The organism is Demequina sediminicola (genome assembly GCF_000975055.1).
Taxonomy (GTDB): domain Bacteria; phylum Actinomycetota; class Actinomycetes; order Actinomycetales; family Demequinaceae; genus Demequina; species Demequina sediminicola.
In genome coordinates, this window is record NZ_BBRB01000002.1 from 101751 (window position 1) to 118324 (window position 16574).

The following is a 16574-nucleotide window of genomic DNA, read 5'->3' on the forward strand; positions in this document are numbered from 1 at the left end:
CTAACAATCGGTCGATGGCGATAGGGCTGATGTGACAAAGTCGCCACCAGCTGGCCCGGGTGTGACGACGATCGGCATGTCGGCGTCGGCTGTTTCCGGGGCGGTGAGGGTGAACGTGAATGTGGCGCTTTGTCCGGGTTCCAAAGCAACTCTGGCTACTGAGAGTGCGCGGTCATGGTGCATCTCGGGGAGGAACGATGCTGGCTCGCCGTTGACGGTGAGGCGTGAGACGCCGGCGCCCTGGGGCGAGTAGAGCATGAGGTTGCCTTCGAAGTTGCCTGAGGGGACAAAGACGCCGCCCCCGGACACGTATTCGGGGAGGTCGCTGACGGAGCCGTCGTAGGTGTGGGTGAGTGTCACGGTGACGTCGCGTCCTGCGATGGGCGCACTCTGCTCGGTTTCGGCGCCGCAGATTGCTGTCTTCACGTCGACTTCGGTGTGAATGTAGTAGCCAATCTTGGATCCTGAGCCGTCGTTGAGGAACACGCCGAGCGCATCGGCTCGACGCACAAAGTTTCCGTCGATTCCTGTGGTGGACAGTAGGGCCTGCTCTTCTGCGTTCGCGGACCACAGGGAGATCCGGTCCTCCGCTGCTGCTTTCTCTAGGCCGGAGGCGAGTGCTGAGTTGTCTGCTGACAGGAGGTCGCCAAACAGGGTGCTGGCGGTGAGCGCGAAGAAGGCGTCCGCGTTGCCGGGGTCGTCAAAGTCGAAGTACACCTGGTTGAGCATGACGGATGCAAGATTGTCCCCGGTGAGCGTGACGCCGCCAATGTCTGTGGGTTCCATGTCGGCGAGCATGTATTGCAGCGCGACGGGGTCGACGGACAGTACTCCGTCAGGGGTTACGCCGAACTCGCGTTCCCAGAATGCCGCCATGAGTTGGGCCGCGCGCGGGAACTCGGGCGTGAAGTTGACGTCCTGGGGATACCAGGCCATGCGGTTGGTGAAGATGCGTGTCTCGTCGTCGGTCAGTGGTGCGACGAGCGTGGAGTTGTCGCTCATGTCGGCTGCAGCGACGTAGTTTGTCAGGGACAGCACCCCGTCGTTGACGCTCAACCCTATGGTCGCTCCCGGGATGCCTCCCGAGGCTCGTGGCTCGGCGTTGTTTTGCACCATCACGACGTAGGTGCGTTCGCCCTCTGCCCCCAGCATGCTGGGCATGAGTTCCGCGGCCACATGGGCACCTTGGACGAGGTTCCCGACTTGCGCGATCTGGCTGCCGAGTGAGTCGATCTGGTCGGCGACCATGTCGATGCTTCCGGATGTGTCGACCCCCGCCAGAGCCGCAGTCTCCGACGCCAACGCATCGGCCGCCTGCGCCAGAGTCTCGCGGTACGGCTCAAGGACGTACGGGTCGATACGGCCGTTGTCGATGGGTGGAACTTCGAGGATGGTGAGGTCGTCGATGTCGCTGAGTGGCTTGAGAGCGTCGTCGGCGAGCACCTGGACCGATGCCCCTGCCTGTTGTACGGGCACGGTTTGGTCTTTGAGCCAGGGGATCCATGACGCGATGGTCCATTGCGGGCCTGTAGTGTGCTCGGCGAAGTCGGCCGCGGACGCTTGTACGGCGGTCACTTCACGTCCCAGGGTTTCAGCATCGCGTTCTTTGACTGCAGTGCTGGCGGCGGAGGCGCTTGTCTCCATGTCGGATGCGATGGTGCGTAGCTGCCATACGTCCCAGCTCAGGAGCCCTGCCCATGCCACCACCAGGGCGATTGCGGCTAGCAGCGCCCAGCGCCACCAGTGCCGAGTGCTCTTGCGGGCGGCGGCAGCGTGGGAGGCGGGGCGGCGGGGCGGCGGTACCGTGGTCACGTAAGGAAAACTCTCCAGCTGTCATAGTGAGGGCCAACCATGGCGTTCAAGATTCTCACCGTGTGTACGGGCAATATTTGCCGGTCACCCGCGGCAGCCATGTTGCTCAGATCGTACCTGGGGGAGGCTGCCCTGGTGGCGAGCGCCGGCTTGCAGGCGGTTCCGGGGGGAACCATTCCGGCTGAGATGTTGGCCCACCTTGATGCGGCGGGTTGGGATGGGCGAGCGCATACCGCTTTTCAGATCAATGAGGGCGCCATCAAAGAAGCGGACCTTGTGGTGACGATGACCGTTCAGCAACGGACGGATGTGTTGCGCCTGGTGCCGGCAGCGATGAAGCGCACTGTCGTGCTTGATGAACTTCGGCAGGCGGCCGATGCTCGCTTGCCTCTGGCGGGGGAGGTTCTGGAGGAGCGGCTCAGGTCTGTCACTTCCGCTGTGGCGGTATGGCGTGCAACGCCTCACGCGCCGATTCGTGATGTGGCTGACCCGTATCGGGGCTCTATTGATGCGTACGATGCCGCGTTTAAGCAGATCGACGGGAGTTGCCGGGACTTTGCGGCGTGGGTGAGGGATTGACCGTTATTGCTCGAGCATCGAGCAGGTGGTGAGTGACCCTGCTTCTACGCAGCCCACTCCGCCGACGCTGAAGTCGGCGTCCATGATGTTGGCTTCGTGTCCGGCGGACGCCATCCAGCGCTCGACTACTTCGGCTGGAGTGCCATTGAGTCGGGACAGGTTTTCTCCTGTGCGTTCTCCATCGCCGCAGCTGACGAGCAATGCTTCGTGCTGGAGTTCGTCGGTTCCTGCTGCTTGGCGGGCACGTTTCAGGGCTTCTTCCGCGAGGCAGTCGTCCCATTCCAGCGGGGTGAGCGAGGCGACAGTGCGTTCAGCGTTGACGGCGACAAAGACGTCGTGAGCATAGGCGGCCGCACTGGTGGCGTCTTGGCTGGGTGACGAGTTGGGGAGCGTCGCATTGGCGCAGGCGCTCAGTGCTGTGAGCGCGGTGCATGTGACGGCAATGCGGATACGCCGTGCGATCACGGTGTGTAGCCGAGGAAGATCATCGAGCAGGCCATTCCACCGATGGCCTCATCGCCCTGCGCTACCTCTGAGTTGTCGGCTGCGGAGACGGGGACGCAGCCCACTCCTGCGATCTCGAACTGTGGGTCGACGAGGTTGGGGTACTGATTTGTGTTGCCTGCCCAGGTGTCAACGACCTCGACGGCTGTCTGGTCGGACCGAGACACGTTTTCCCCGGCGTAGTCGTAGTCGCCGCAGTCTGCGGGCAGGTCTTCGCGGGGAACGTTGACGGATCCGGGAAGCAGGGCCGCGCGCTCCTCTGCGTATGCGTCGAGGCAGGCGGAGCGTTGCAGGAGGTCGACGCCTTCCTCGACTCGCATGGCGTTGACGGTGGCGAACACTTCGGACGCGAATTCTCCTGCGGCCGGCAGTTCCACGCTGTCTGACGATTGGGTGCAGCCCGTCAGCGCCACCGCGGCACCAAGCATCAGTGCGGACGCAACGGTGGTGCGGAGAGGTCGTGGGTGAAGTGGCACGCTCTCAGAATACGTTGCGCGAGGCAGATGTGTGTGTGCGTGTGGTGTTCCTGCCATCGGGTTGGTGTCTGGACCTTATGTGCGGGGCGTCGTTGCGGAGCTCAGGCGCTGGGCGAGCAGTTCCGCAAGGTGCATGCCGCGCGTGCCGTGGAGGTCTTCTGCTTGCGTGCGGCAGCTCACTCCGTCGGCGAGGTAGATTGCGCCTTCGGGAGCATTGCGCAGGGCTGGGAGGAGTGAGTTCTCGGCGACGGCCACAGAGGTGTCGTAGTGCCCCTTCTCGGTTCCCCAGTTTCCCGCAAGGCCGCAACACCCGGATGTCTCGGTGACGGTGGCGCCGGCTGCCGCGAGTAGTTCGCGGTCTGCCGTAAAGCCAGTGACCGAGTATTGGTGGCAGTGGGGTTGGACCACGGCAGTGACATCATCAAGTCGAGGCATGTGCCAGTTCTCGCGTGGTTTCACGGGCGCTTTGCCGGACAGCATTTCGGCGAGTGTGTAGGTGCCGTTGGCGACGGCGTGGGCGCGGGGGTCGTCGGGCAGGAGTTCCACGAGGTCTCCACGCAGGACGGCGGTGCAGGAGGGTTCGATGCCGACGATGGGGATGGAGTTCACGGCGACGGGACCCAGCACGCTGAGGAGATGCTGGAGTTGCTTGCGGGCGCCGTCGAGTTGTCCTGTTGAGATCCACGTCACGCCACAGCAGGCCGATTGTTCTGGGACCACGACCTCGAATCCTGCGTCTTCAAGGACTGCGACCACGGCTTCGGGTACCTGGGCATCGAGACCATCGGTGAAGGAGTCAGTCCACAGCACGACGCGACGCTCGGTTGCGCTCGGGCTGGCGCCATGACGCCCGGCCGATGCTCGCCGAGACTTAGCTGCGTCACTCTTGCGGAAGGGGGTGGCGGAGAAGGTAGGGAGGTGGCGTCGAGTGTCCATGCCTGCGGTGGACACTGCCATCTTTTGGATCCATGTGGGCTTGAGTATCGCGTTGAAGAAGCGGGGTGCTTTGCCCACGAGCTTCAACCACCGGGGCAGCCAGCCGATGCTGTAGTGGGTGATGGGCCGGAGTTTGCCTTGGTATGTGCGGTGGAGGGCCTCAGATTTGTAGGCCGCCATGTCGATTCCTGATGGGCAGTCCGTGGAGCAGGCTTTGCAGCTCAGGCACAGGTCGAGGCTTTCGCGCACCTCGGGAGCCGCGAGTCCGCCGATGAGTTGACCGTTGATGGCTTCTTGAAGGACGCGTGCGCGGCCGCGGGTGACGTCTTTCTCGTCCTTGGTGGCCTGATACGAGGGGCACATGAAGCCGGTCCCGGAACCAATGGCATCGGCCCGGCACTTGCCGACGCCCGTGCAGCGGTGGAGTGCTTCGGTGAGGTCGCCGTGGTCGTGGAGGTATGCGAAGCCGGTGCTCTTGGGAGTGCGTGGCGCTGCAGGGCGGCGGAGGTTCGTGTCGAGGGGTGCAGGATCAACGATGACCCCGGGGTTGAGTACCCCGTCCGGATCCATGAGTGCCTTGACTTGACCAAACAGGTTGATGGCTTCAGGGGAGTACATGTGGTGAAGAAGTTCGCCGCGTGCGCGGCCGTCGCCGTGTTCGCCGGAGAGCGAGCCCCCGTGGCTGGTGACGAGTGCGGCAGCGTCCTCCATGAATGCGCGGAGCGGTCGCCCGTCCTCCTGCATCGGAATATCGAGGCGGACGTGAATGCAGCCGTCGCCAAAGTGGCCAAAGGGCTGTCCCGTGACGTCGTGGCGTTCCATGAGCGCATCGAACTCGCGCAAGTAGGTTCCCAGGCGCTCGGGTGGCACGGCGGCGTCTTCCCAGCCGGGCCAACATTCCTTGTTGTCTGCGCTTCGTCCTGCCAGTCCTGCACCGTCCGCGCGGATGGCCCACAGTCGGGCGGCTTCTCGCGGGTCGGTGAACACGGCTACGGAGGTGCTGGCGGCATCGGCCGTGATGCGGGCCAGAATGTCGCGTGCTTCCTCTTCGCTATCGGCGCCCACCTCGATGAAGAGCCAACCTGCACCCGGCGGGAGGGCCGGAATGGCTTGGTCGCCCTTGGCTGCGCGAATACGTTCCACCAAGCGTGCGTCGAGGCCCTCCACCGCGTGAGGTTTGTGAGCCATGATCGGCATCACCGCATCGGCCGCAGCCGGCATGTCGTCATAACCGAAGGCCACAGTGAGCCGCACGGGAGCAATAGGCACCAAAGCAACGGTCGCTTCGAGCGTGGTCGCCAGCGTGCCCTCGGTGCCGACGAGGAACTTTCCGAGGTCACCGCCGAGCTCCGGCAGGAGGTGTTGCAGTGAATAGCCGCTGACCTGTCGGTCGAATCGGCCGAACTCGGTGCGGATCAAGCCCAGGTTTGCATCGACCAGGTCTTTGAGGCCGGCGATGGAATCCACGCCCTTGCGAGTAGCTTCGATGCGCTGTCCGGAACCGGTGACCGCGTCAACACTGATGACGTTGTCGACGGTCTTTCCGTAGGCCACCGCGTGAGGACCGCATGCGTTGTTCCCGATCAGTCCGCCCAAGGTTGCACGGTTGGTGGTCGATGGGTCAGGGCCAAACCGAAGCGCATGTGGGGCCGCAGCTTTTTGTAGTTCGCTGAGGACCAGGCCGGGCTGGACCCGTGCGGTACGCGCCTCGGGGTCGAGTTCCAGCACTGCATTCATGTGGCGGGAGGTGTCGATCACGACGCCGGGGCCGATGCTGTTGCCAGCCACGCTGGTGCCGCCGCCACGCATCGTGACGGGGGCGTGTGCCTCGCGCGCTGCATCAAGCGCGGACATCAAGTCGGCGCTGTCTCGGGGGAAGACCACCACCTGCGGTGGGACGCGGTAGTTCGAGGCGTCCGTGGAGTACTCGGCACGTCGCCGCGCTGAGTCATCGACATCACCGTCGACTCGGTCGCGAAGGTGGGCAGCAAGTGCTGCGTAGTCGAGGTCTTCCGCGGCGGAGGTCGTGGTCACATTCGACATTGTTCCATCTGACGCTGGGGGCGCTGAATCGCGCCTCGGAGTGCGTCGCAGTTCGCGAATATCCTTTATCAATTTCGGGAGCGCTGTGGATAACTCTTCGATAATCGTGTGACTTTCGTCACACGCTATACATCTGTCACATCAGTCACATGCGTTACACGCTCACGTTGCAAATGTGAGATATGTCACTAGCGTTGATTACGTGTCAGGCGACGCATGAGGTCTATTTGGGGAACTTCACGGGCCTGACGGGGAGGCAATAACATCATGAAGCTGAGGACAAGGGTGGTGGCGATTCTCGCCGCCACCGCACTAGCAATCGCCGGCTGGGCTATTCCAGCATCGGCGGGCGACACCGGAATGGCCAAGGTCTTCCAAATGTTGCCGCGCAACGTCGAGGAACCCGCAGCAGCGGACGAGTCCGACGACAAAGAGGATCCGAAGCCGGTGACCACGTCCGCGACGTCGTCAACCGCTGATCCCATTGACCCGCCGGCGGAGGAAAAGAAAGCCACGCCCAAGGCAACTCCGACACCCAAGGCAACGTCAACGCCCAAAACGACTCCAACCGAGAAGGCAGAGCCCAAAGAAGAGAGCTCGCCCGCTGGTGGATCCGACGAAGCCCCGGCGGAAGAGTCCAAGGACTCCAGTACCGAGCCAAAGCAGGCAGAGGCGTCTGAAGAAGCTGCACCATCGACCCAGTCGGCACGCCGAGGTGACGATGACGACGATGATGATGACGAACCCTCGACCAAGATTCTGAGTAAGCAGGAAGTGTTCGACCTGTACACCGAGCACACGTCAGATATTCGATACTGCTACAAGTACGAAGACGACCGTGAGGGAAACTCGAACTCCCACGCCAAGATCAGCCGCGACGGCAAGTCCGTGATCCTCAGGGAGTATGGCAGCAGCTGGCCAGGTGACCACTGGGAGGTGCTATACGTCAAGGGTGGCGACGGCTACCAGGTCTACCCCCACCCCGTCGCAGGCGAGAGCTATTCCTCGGTCCTCAACAATGGCGGCAATGTGCCAGACGTGTCCCACTACATCGTCTGTAAGGGCGATGAAGAAACCACAGTCGACGTCTGCACCAACCTTGACGGCGACCAGGAGACTCTGCCCGAGGGGTGGTTCTACTCCAACGAGGCTCAGACCGAGTGTGCGTATGAAGTGTTCGTGTGCTGGGAGGTCATGAACAAGGACATTCACGCCGGAAACAACCCCGGTGTGCAGGCCCTGTTCGAGCCGCCACAGCAGAAAATCTGGGCCAAGTATCAAGGTCAGGACACCAACTACACTCTCGACAACCTCGTCGCAGACTGCGAGCCGCCACAGCAGGAGTGCGGACCAAGTAACTGGTATCAACTCGATCGTTATGTCGCGACCAGTCTGTCCGCTGCCGGCAATCTTGATGCGTTGATCGCATCGGGCCAGTTGGGGTGGGACTCGAACCAGAACGCTGGACAGGACTGGCCATTCGAGCAGGGCTGGCGTTTGATTGGCTCCGAGGCGACAGACGACTGTGTTGTTGAAGAGTGCCCGGAGCTCGTTGAGGGCACTCAGTTCGACACGCTGGAAGCTCTGCAGGAAGCACTTCCTGCTGGCGTGACGGTTGACGCGGACGAGTGCTCCTTCACCATCTACGTGTGCTGGGAGATCGACAACGAAGGCGGCGTCGTCCTGACCGAAGGTGGCATCCCCGCAGTTGTCGAGGCCAACTTCACCCCGCCGCAGACCTTCATTGACTGGGCGGCGAGCTTCGACGCATTGTCGGATGAATGTAACCCCGAGGTCCAGACCTGCGTGGGTGACTCCCACTACCAGCTCGACAAGTACTTCATCGACTCCAACGGAGACTTGAAGCAGCTGCTGAACATCAAGGAGAACGGACTGGGCTGGGTCGACGGAAAGCCAGGAGACCAAGCTCCGAACAAGATCTACGCTGGCGAACACCGGTTCACCACTGACAGCACCGGCGAGCCCTGTGGCACCGGTGAAGTGCAGATCTGTCACTGGGACAAGGACGACAAGAAGTTCGAGTCCAAGACCATCAGCTGGACGGTGTTCCGCGACAGCCACGAGTACAACTCTGGTGGCGACCACATCACCCGGCACGGCAACGATGTGATTCCGCCGTTCACCATCACCTATGGCGATGAATCAGAGTTCACGTTTGACGGCAAGAACCACTTGACTGACCAGGGAGCGTACCTCCTTGCAAATGACTGTGAGCTGCCTGACGACGTATGTGTCGCTGAAGTCCTCGACCCCGTCGGTGACCAGGAGGCAGCACGTGGGTCAGAGAGCGCCGAGACGCAGACCCTGACCTTCGGCAAGGGCACGGGCTGTGAGCCAGAGGTGCTGATCTGCCACTGGGATAAGAAGGACAAGCAGTACGAGCAGGTGGTGGCAAACCCCAAGGTCTACGAGACACAGTACTTCGGGGCGTTTGTGGTCTACGAAGACCACCCAGCGCTTCTCCACCCCAAGGACATCATTCCTGCGATCTCCGTCGACTTTGGGCCGTTCTTCGACCAGCAGACGGTGACCCACAGTGGCCGGAACTGGACCCCCGCAGGTCAAGAGATTCTGGACAATGGTTGTGAAATCAGCGTTCAGGTGTGTGTCAATGTCGGAACCGACAACGACCCAGTCTGGGAGATCGGCACCATTCGCGAACGCGACTACGACGCCGACGACCACCAGTTGGCTACCAACGCCGAGGACTGCGGCACCACAGAGATTGTCTGCTGGGAGATGCCTGACACCCTCACATTCAAGACAGTGAATGGCGTACGGGTTCCACGCATCAACGCCGCCGCGTTCCCCCAGGACCGCATGGAGGACTGTGACTTTGAGCCCCTCGAATGTGGAGTCTGGGTTCAGAAAGACTGGTACCTCCTGGACACGGACGCCAAGCTCGAAGCCTATGAAGAGCTCGGTCAGACCCTCGAGTGGGTCAACGGTGGACCTGAAGACCGACTGTTCTACTTCGACCACGAGTTCTTCAACGGTGGCGACTGTGTAGCAATGGGAACCCTTGAGGTCTGTGTCGAAGATGACAGCGCATCCGGATACGGCGTGGGCGAGATCTCGTGGACCTCGACCACCAACATCTACGGAGAGCAGTCCCACGTTGTAGTGCCGGATCCCATCCCGGGCACCACGCTTCACCCCGCGTTTGAAGTGAAGGACTACGACGGAGCCGTGGTGCAGGCGTTTGCTAGCCAGCATGGCTTTGCTTCAGACGAGATGCTCCTTGAGTACCTCGCCAACGGCTGCCAGGAAAGCCTGCAAATCTGCGTCGAAGACGACGACTCGAACGGTCAAGGGCCTGCACTGGCTCGCAACTACGGCGGAGGATCCGGTTGGATCCTCATGACCGTCACGGAACAGCAGTACGCCGATTACTACTCCGGCGCACCGCTGGCCATCGACGGCAACTGTGAGGTCAAGACCGGCAAGGTCAAGTTCTGTGAGGCCAACGAGGGCGAGGGCGGCATGTCAGTCGCAACCGCCCGCTGGATGACCGTAGGTGACCAGTCCTGGTTTACCCAGGGTGGTTCGGGCCTGACGTTCGATCACGCTGATCACACAGCAGACATCATCCCGCCGTTCTCGTTTGGTCAGGGCGACTACGCCTTCGCTCACGCGGGCACCAACTGGGATGAGTGGAGCGACAGCACGTTCAAGAAGCTCCTCAAGTACGGCTGCGCTGACCCGGTCGAGTACTGCCCGACCGAGTTGAGTGGTGACGCCAACGAGTGGGTTGCGACGGAACTGTACCCATGGGAGAAGGAACACGGCACGCTCTACATCAAGTGGACCGGCGACCCGAACGACTGCTTCGTGCCCTTCGGTTCAGTGCAAGCGTGTGTCCCTGATTCCGACGGAGGCTGGGACCTCACCACCGTGGGCTGGAGCGCCTTCTGGGTAAGCGAGGAGGACCGTTGGTTCTTCGAGGGCGCGTACCTCAACTCGACCTTCCCATGGCTCCATGTAGGAGCGTTCGATGCTGCAGATCGTCTGGTCTTCGCGTCGATGGAGGAACGCGGAGTCATCATCCCGCCCATCAATGAGGACTGGTACGGCGTTGACGTGGATCACGCTGGCGTGAACTGGACCATCGCAAACGAGCGCATCTGGAACACCGGATGTGACCCCGTGGAACGCGAGGTCGAGGTCAGCAGTACCCCCATCACCTGTGAGGCAATAGACGGAGGTACCATCAGCGCGGCGTACCGTGCAGCCACCGTCGACGGCCCCATCGACATCCTGTTCTACCGCGTCATTGAAGACCCGGAAACCCGTTCGCTGACCAAGGTTTACCTTGACGCAGACGGCAACCCGGTACTCAACCGAGACGCCGCACCCGCGGTTCTCCAACTCGGCGACGGCAACCTGCATGAACTCAATGTGGGCGGCCTGACGCACGGCACCTACGGATTCGAAGTCGCAGGCGATGAGTACGGAGAAGAATACGGACGCGAGTTCGTGGTGGACCGGCCCGAAGGTGAATGTGCAGAGATCCTGCCCGACATCTTGGCAAGCGAATGTGTGGAAGGAACGCCATACATGACCTACACCATCTCCGTCGTCGACGAGCTCGAGGAAGTCAACTTTGAGGATGGTGCAGTGTTCACCCTCACAGATGACACCAACCCCGCCCTGCAGCACGTCATGCCGACCATTCCGCTGAACTTCGCTTCACAGGACGGGATCGAGTACAGCTACGACCCCGAGACTATGACGCACACGTGGACCGGTCGGATGCTGTGGCCCGGAGCCTCGGAGTCGCCTCAGAACTGGCCCGGCTGGGCTCTGGATGAGGCCACCGGTGAGTACATCAACGTCGGCGAGAACAACTTCGGTTGGACTCGTGAGGACATCAACGTCAACCTCACGGTGAACCCGTCGATCGACCTTGAAACTGCTACCTACTACCCGAATGAGAGCCCGGACTGCAACGGCCCGGAGCCCGATTTGGGTGGCTCCTTCCTCAGTTCCATCTGTGTCGCCGACTCGCCGTGGATTGACTTCAGCGTCGAGCTCAACGACCCCGCAAACCGCTATGAAGGTGACGGCAGCGTCACGATCACCTTCATCGGCCGCGACGGTCAGACTCACGTGATGGACGAGGACCTGGTACTTGATGACGACGGATTCATCAAGGGTCGGTTCCTCTGGCCTGGAGCATCAGTGGCTCCAGCAGAGGGGTACACCGCAGACCAGATCGATCCCTACAACTCGGACACGTTTGTCCCAACCGGCTGGCCCGGATGGGGACAAGACGAGAACGGTGTGTGGGAAGCCATTGGAGACGAGAACTTCGGATGGACACGCAACGGTGTGACGATCCGGGTAGAGGTCAACCCCACGTTTGATGTGGTGGTCAACTACCCGCCGCCCACGCCCACCTGCGCTACCAACCCGGTCACGACTGTGAGCGCAGTCGCATCTGCAGCAACACCTGTGGGAGCGACAGTGATCACCTACACCGGCTGATCCCCCCTCAGCCGCCACAAAGAGGCCCTCCTCGCGAATCTCGCGGGGAGGGCCTCTTTCTTGTGCCTTCAGTGGTGCGCGTGGTGTTCATTGCTACCGCAACCAGCGGAAGTGCTACACGCTGTCGAGCGGAGCGATCTCGTCGGAGATGTAGACGGGTGTGCCCAATGGCAAGCCGACCTCGAGGACGATCTCGGAGATCACATCATTGGTCATGCGGATGCAGCCAGAAGACACGTAGTCGCCGATCGACTCGGGTTCATTGGTGCCGTGCATTCCAATGATGGCCTCGCCGCCATTGAACGAGTCGAGTGTGGGTGAGTATCCCGAGAGTCCGTAGGCGTAGGTGCCGTAGGGGCCGTCGTCGGTGGGAGGTTGAAGAAGTTCACGAATGTAGTAGACGCCCCCAGGCGTGGGGTGATCTGTGGTACCAACACCGATGTCGGTCGTGAGCACGGCATCCGTTCCCTCGAAGACGGTGAGAGAGAAGTCGTCGAGGCCCACCTCGACCGAGAAGTCCGTAGAGGACAGGGCTACGTCCTCAGCTTTGACCCAGCCGGTGGTCTCATTGGGGCGAACCGGAAGGTATACCTCGAGCCAGGTTCCTTGGTTCTCCTTCACCAGAAACGTCATGGGAGTCTCATCAGGGACCGACAACACTGCGTCGGCTTCGACCACCTGCTGCTCGTCTCCGTCCGGAGCGGTGTACACCGTGAGCGAAGTGTCCTTCGCCGTGGCGATGTGCGATGTCGACTGCGCCTGAGCCACTCCCGAGTCTCCGTCGGGAGAGAGCGATTCTTGCGTTGATGCTGACGGGTTCGGGCTGGTGGATTCGGAGTCATCTGACCCCGAGCACCCCGCCACCACCAGAGCCAAAATTCCTATGCCGGCGCCTGTGCGCATCGGCCGTGTCCACGCCCTCATTGACGTACCCCTGCCCTCGTTGTTTAGCCCTCCCAGTCTAGTCCTCGAATTCCCATATAGCGAGGTCTCTCCACAGGCGCCAATGCGCCGTAATATGAGCACAACAGGCCTGGGAAGAGGTGGATTCATGAGCGGCACAATGCTGGCCCGGGACGCGATTGGCACCCGCATTCATGATGGCGCCCGCGCCATGGCAAATCCCATCGCCGCGAAGGGCCTCACGGCCTCCATATCGGGTGCCGCGATCCTCCTGATGCCCAACGTGGCGACCTTCCTCGTCAGTATGATTTTGTTCGTTGCGGTTGCGGTGGCCGGCGTGCTGGATATCGTCTTCTCCTTCACTGGCAAGCACCGCCTGCTCCGGCGTATCAACAAGTTCTTCGCCTTGCTTCGAGGACTTGTGACGTTGGCATTCGCTGTGGTGCTCATTTTTGTCGCTTTTCACGAGCGTGGCGGTGCTGAACTCGGCCTTGAGCTCATCGTCGAACTGCTAGGCATCTATGTGGTTGTCAGGGGCCTGATCTATGTGATCTCGGCATTGGCTAACCACGAGATCGTTCACCGGGGCGTGCGGATCACCGGGGGGATCACCGCCATTGCTCTTGGTGTGATTTCGATCATCTCTCCGGGAACTGTCGCGAGAGCGATGATCTCCGGCGGAGCACTTGCTGCCATCATCTTTGGCTTGGTCCTCATCACCTGGAGCCTCCGCCGCGACGAGGGACTCCTCCCCACCAAGGCCGATCCCTATTCCGACGGCGTCTTTGTGGTGCTGTGGGATTGGATCCGCGGCTCGGACATCGGTCGTGAACGTCGGGAAGAGCTCGCCGACGCGTTGTACTTCGAGTCTCCCGCACGGCTAGCGAAACGCACCGCGTGGTGGGTGATGTTGATTCTGTCCGTGGCGATTGCGACCTTTGCCGTCCTTGCAGACTCGACCGCCGTGGTGATTGGCGCCATGCTCGTCGCGCCGCTCATGGTGCCGATTCTGGGCTTGGCGGGTGCCATCGTCAACGGGTGGCGGCGGCGTGCGTTGGACTCGGCCGTGATGGTAGGCCTGGGTGTGGTCGCATCAATCACCTTGTCTTACGGCTTGGCGGCGTGGACGCCCGTGGCCCTCGCCTACGACAGCAACTCGCAGATTGTGTCGCGAGTGAACCCGACCTTGACTGACATGCTCATCGCCATTGCCGCCGGCGCGGCAGGTGCCTTCGCCACAGTTGACAAGCGTGTCTCCGCGAGTATCGCCGGTGTGGCAATCGCGGTGGCCTTGGTGCCGCCGCTGTCTGTGGTGGGTGTTGCGTTGGGCGGTGGTCAGATTGACGATGCCTTCGGTGCATTTCTACTGTTCTTGACCAACTTTGTGGCCATCGTGTTGACCGCCAGTGTGGTGTTCGTCTTGACCGGTTTTGCGCGGCCCCGGGTCTTGCAGTCGAAGGCGTCTGGAATTCTGACCACCGTGATCCCATTTATCGCCCTCGCTGCGGTCATCTTGGTGCCGCTCATGTTTACGTCGCAAGGCCTCTTGTCGACCGCGTCATTGCAGGCCACGTCAAAGGACGTTGTCGATGAGTGGTTGGGGGACGACACTGACTTGGTGGTGCAGAACATCAGCGTCTCTGCCGGCGCGGTGAAGGTTGACCTCATTGGGACGGACACTCCGCCCTCGGCTGAACTATTGCAGGACGACTTCGACAAGGCGCTCGGAGAGGACGTTGAGGTGACGGTGCAGTTCACTCCTGTCACCATCACGACTGTTCCCATTGCCGACGAATCGGGCGGCACAGACTAGCCGCGTAGGTGCTCCCTGTTGTCGCGGTACCACGCGACCGTGCGTTCCATGCCTTCTTCCAAGCCGATGCTGGAACGCCACCCGCTCTCGGCCAACGTGGAAATGTCGAGTAGTTTTTGTCGGGTTCCGTCGGGCTTGGTCGTGTCCCACTCGGTGGCGCCTTCGAAGCCGGTGACCTCGGCAATGGTCGCCGCGATCTCGCGGATCGTGACGTCGCTCCCGGTGCCAACGTTCACGTGCTGCGCGCCGTCGTAGTTCTCCAGGAGGTGGAGGCACGCATCGGCCATGTCGTCGGAATGAAGGAATTCGCGGCGCGGTGACCCGGTGCCCCAATTGGTGACTGTCGGATCGCCGGCTCGCGCGGCATCGTCGTAACGGCGGATGAGGGCCGGGAGCACGTGTGATCCCTTGGGTGAGAAGTTGTCGTGAGGGCCGTAGAGGTTGGTCGGCATCGCGGAAATCCAGGGCAGCCCGTACTGACGGCGTGCGGCCTGAATGTGCAAAATGCCTGCGATCTTAGCGATCGCGTAGGCGTCGTTAGTGGGTTCCAGGTGGCCGGTCAGGAGTGAATCCTCGCGCAGCGGTTGGGGTGCCATCTTGGGATAGATACAACTGGAACCGAGGAAGAGTAGGCGCTCAACGCCGGTGTCGATGGCGGCGTCGATCACGTTGGTCTGAATGCGCACATTCTCCGACAGGAAGTCCACCGGGTAGGTGTTGTTCGCCATGATCCCGCCGACCTTGGCTGCCGCCAGCACCACGTAGCGTGGGCGCACGTCACGCATGTAGGCAAAGGTGGCGTCGCGATCCTTGAGGTCCAGCGCGGCCGATGGTTGTCCCACCAGATTGGTGAAGCCGGCTCTCTCAAGGCGGCGCCAGATCGCAGAACCGACGAGCCCACGATGGCCTGCCACATAGAACGGTGCATCGCGGTCAAGCGGCCCTGGCGTGAAGTCGACGGCGTCGGCCATCAGGCTTCCCACGAGGCGAGCGAAACGCTGTCATGCCAGGGACGGCCCTCATGAGCGAGCTCCTGGATGTCCGACTCGACCATGAGGCGAGCGAGTTCGGGGCCGTGCACCGTGGCCTTCCAGCCAAGCTCGCGCTCCGCCTTGGACGCGTCGCCAATGAGCGCATCAACTTCAGTGGGCCGCAAATACCGTTCATCGAACTTGACGTGGTTATGCCAGTCCAGACCCGCTGCCTCGAAGGCCCCAGCCAAGAACTCCTCGACGGTGATGCCCACGCCTGTCGCGAGCACATAGTCAGTCGGGGCATCGGCCTGGAGGGACCGCCACATGCCTTCCACGTATTCGGGCGCATAGCCCCAGTCTCGAATTGCATCCAGATTTCCCAGGTAAAGCTCGTGCTGAGTCCCTGCCTGAATGCGCGCCACAGCGCGAGTGATCTTGCGCGTCACGAACGTCTCACCGCGGCGTGGAGATTCGTGGTTGAACAGGATGCCGTTCACCGCATACATGCCGTACGCCTCACGATAGTTGCGGGTCATCCAGTACGAGTAGACCTTCGCGGCGCCGTAGGGGCTGCGGGGGTAGAACGGGGTGTCCTCAGCCTGGGGCGGTGGGCTCGCGCCGAACATCTCTGAGGTACTTGCCTGGTAAATCCGGGTATCAATGCCCGCGCGGCGCACGGCCTCCAGCATGCGCGTGGTGCCCAAGCCGGTGACATCACCGGTGTGCTCGGGCTCATCAAAACTCACACGCACATGCGATTGCGCAGCGAGGTTGTAGACCTCATCAGGGTTGATCTCCGCGAGTAGGCCAGCCAAACGCGACCCATCGGACAGGTCCCCATAGTGAAGGAACATTTTCACGCCGCGGTCGTGCGGGTCTTCATAGAGGTGGTCAATGCGACTGGTGTTGAACGTCGAGGCGCGGCGAATCAGGCCGTGCACTTCATAGCCCTTGCGGAGAAGCAATTCCGCCAAATACGAACCGTCCTGGCCAGTGATGCCAGTGATGAAAGCGGTTTTGGTCATG

Annotated in this window: 10 protein-coding genes; 3 read left to right on the plus strand and 7 right to left on the minus strand. The window is 61.7% G+C overall.

The genetic code is table 11. The features are described 5' to 3' along the window. Complete coding sequence (locus AOP79_RS05390) at positions 1-1812, minus strand: DUF4012 domain-containing protein (RefSeq protein ID WP_062071280.1); 1812 nt, start codon at positions 1810-1812, stop codon at positions 1-3. A gap of 39 nt (positions 1813-1851) precedes the next feature. On the opposite strand from AOP79_RS05390, the gene AOP79_RS05395 reads away from it, so the two are divergent. After that, complete coding sequence (locus AOP79_RS05395) at positions 1852-2391, plus strand: arsenate reductase/protein-tyrosine-phosphatase family protein (RefSeq protein ID WP_062071282.1); 540 nt, start codon at positions 1852-1854, stop codon at positions 2389-2391. Between the two features lie 3 nt (positions 2392-2394). On the opposite strand, the gene AOP79_RS05400 is transcribed toward AOP79_RS05395, so the two are convergent. From AOP79_RS05400 to AOP79_RS05410, 3 genes are all read right to left on the minus strand, one after another. Continuing rightward, positions 2395-2856, minus strand: coding sequence for a CAP domain-containing protein (locus AOP79_RS05400; RefSeq protein ID WP_062071285.1), 462 nt, complete (start codon positions 2854-2856; stop codon positions 2395-2397). Further along, positions 2853-3371 (minus strand): CAP domain-containing protein, encoded by a 519-nt coding sequence (locus AOP79_RS05405; protein ID WP_161794226.1) that lies wholly within the window; start codon positions 3369-3371, stop codon positions 2853-2855. Before AOP79_RS05405 ends, AOP79_RS05400 begins: the two co-directional genes overlap by 4 nt. A 75-nt stretch (positions 3372-3446) precedes the next feature. Beyond that, positions 3447-6350 (minus strand): FAD-binding and (Fe-S)-binding domain-containing protein, encoded by a 2904-nt coding sequence (locus AOP79_RS05410; RefSeq protein ID WP_062071290.1) that lies wholly within the window; start codon positions 6348-6350, stop codon positions 3447-3449. A 267-nt stretch (positions 6351-6617) separates the two neighbouring features. On the opposite strand from AOP79_RS05410, the gene AOP79_RS05415 reads away from it, so the two are divergent. Then, a complete protein-coding gene (locus AOP79_RS05415; protein ID WP_152648023.1) occupies positions 6618-11858 on the plus strand; it encodes a hypothetical protein in 5241 nt (1746 codons plus the stop codon). A gap of 114 nt (positions 11859-11972) precedes the next feature. Here the strand turns inward: AOP79_RS05415 and AOP79_RS05420 are convergent, their stop codons facing one another. Further along, positions 11973-12761 carry a L,D-transpeptidase gene (locus AOP79_RS05420; RefSeq protein WP_062071293.1) on the minus strand — a complete coding sequence of 263 codons (789 nt, stop codon included), beginning with the start codon at positions 12759-12761 and terminating at the stop codon, positions 11973-11975. 148 nt (positions 12762-12909) lie between these two features. Between AOP79_RS05420 and AOP79_RS05425 the strand changes: the two genes are divergently transcribed. Then, on the plus strand, positions 12910-14574 hold the full coding sequence (locus AOP79_RS05425) for a DUF389 domain-containing protein (protein ID WP_062071295.1): 1665 nt from the start codon (positions 12910-12912) through the stop codon (positions 14572-14574). Here AOP79_RS05425 and AOP79_RS05430 read toward each other — a convergent pair. Both AOP79_RS05430 and gmd read right to left on the minus strand, forming a co-directional pair. Beyond that, positions 14571-15545, minus strand: a complete 975-nt coding sequence (locus AOP79_RS05430) for a GDP-L-fucose synthase family protein (protein WP_062071297.1) — start codon at positions 15543-15545, stop codon at positions 14571-14573. The two genes, AOP79_RS05425 and AOP79_RS05430, sit on opposite strands and share 4 nt — an antisense overlap. Further along, complete coding sequence (gmd, locus tag AOP79_RS05435; RefSeq protein WP_062071300.1) at positions 15545-16573, minus strand: GDP-mannose 4,6-dehydratase; 1029 nt, start codon at positions 16571-16573, stop codon at positions 15545-15547. The genes AOP79_RS05430 and gmd overlap by 1 nt, the downstream gene beginning before the upstream one ends. Position 16574: the final 1 nt, after the last annotated feature.

Bases quoted from the DNA above. Each gene is read 5' to 3' on its own strand.
- AOP79_RS05395 (WP_062071282.1), top strand. From the start codon at position 1,852: ATGGCGTTCAAGATTCTCACCGTGTGTACGGGCAATATTTGCCGGTCA.
- AOP79_RS05410 (WP_062071290.1), bottom strand. From the start codon at position 6,350: ATGTCGAATGTGACCACGACCTCCGCCGCGGAAGACCTCGACTACGCA.
- AOP79_RS05415 (WP_152648023.1), top strand. From the start codon at position 6,618: ATGAAGCTGAGGACAAGGGTGGTGGCGATTCTCGCCGCCACCGCACTA.
- AOP79_RS05420 (WP_062071293.1), bottom strand. From the start codon at position 12,761: ATGCGCACAGGCGCCGGCATAGGAATTTTGGCTCTGGTGGTGGCGGGG.
- AOP79_RS05425 (WP_062071295.1), top strand. From the start codon at position 12,910: ATGAGCGGCACAATGCTGGCCCGGGACGCGATTGGCACCCGCATTCAT.
- AOP79_RS05430 (WP_062071297.1), bottom strand. From the start codon at position 15,545: ATGGCCGACGCCGTCGACTTCACGCCAGGGCCGCTTGACCGCGATGCA.
- gmd (WP_062071300.1), bottom strand. From the start codon at position 16,573: ATGACCAAAACCGCTTTCATCACTGGCATCACTGGCCAGGACGGTTCG.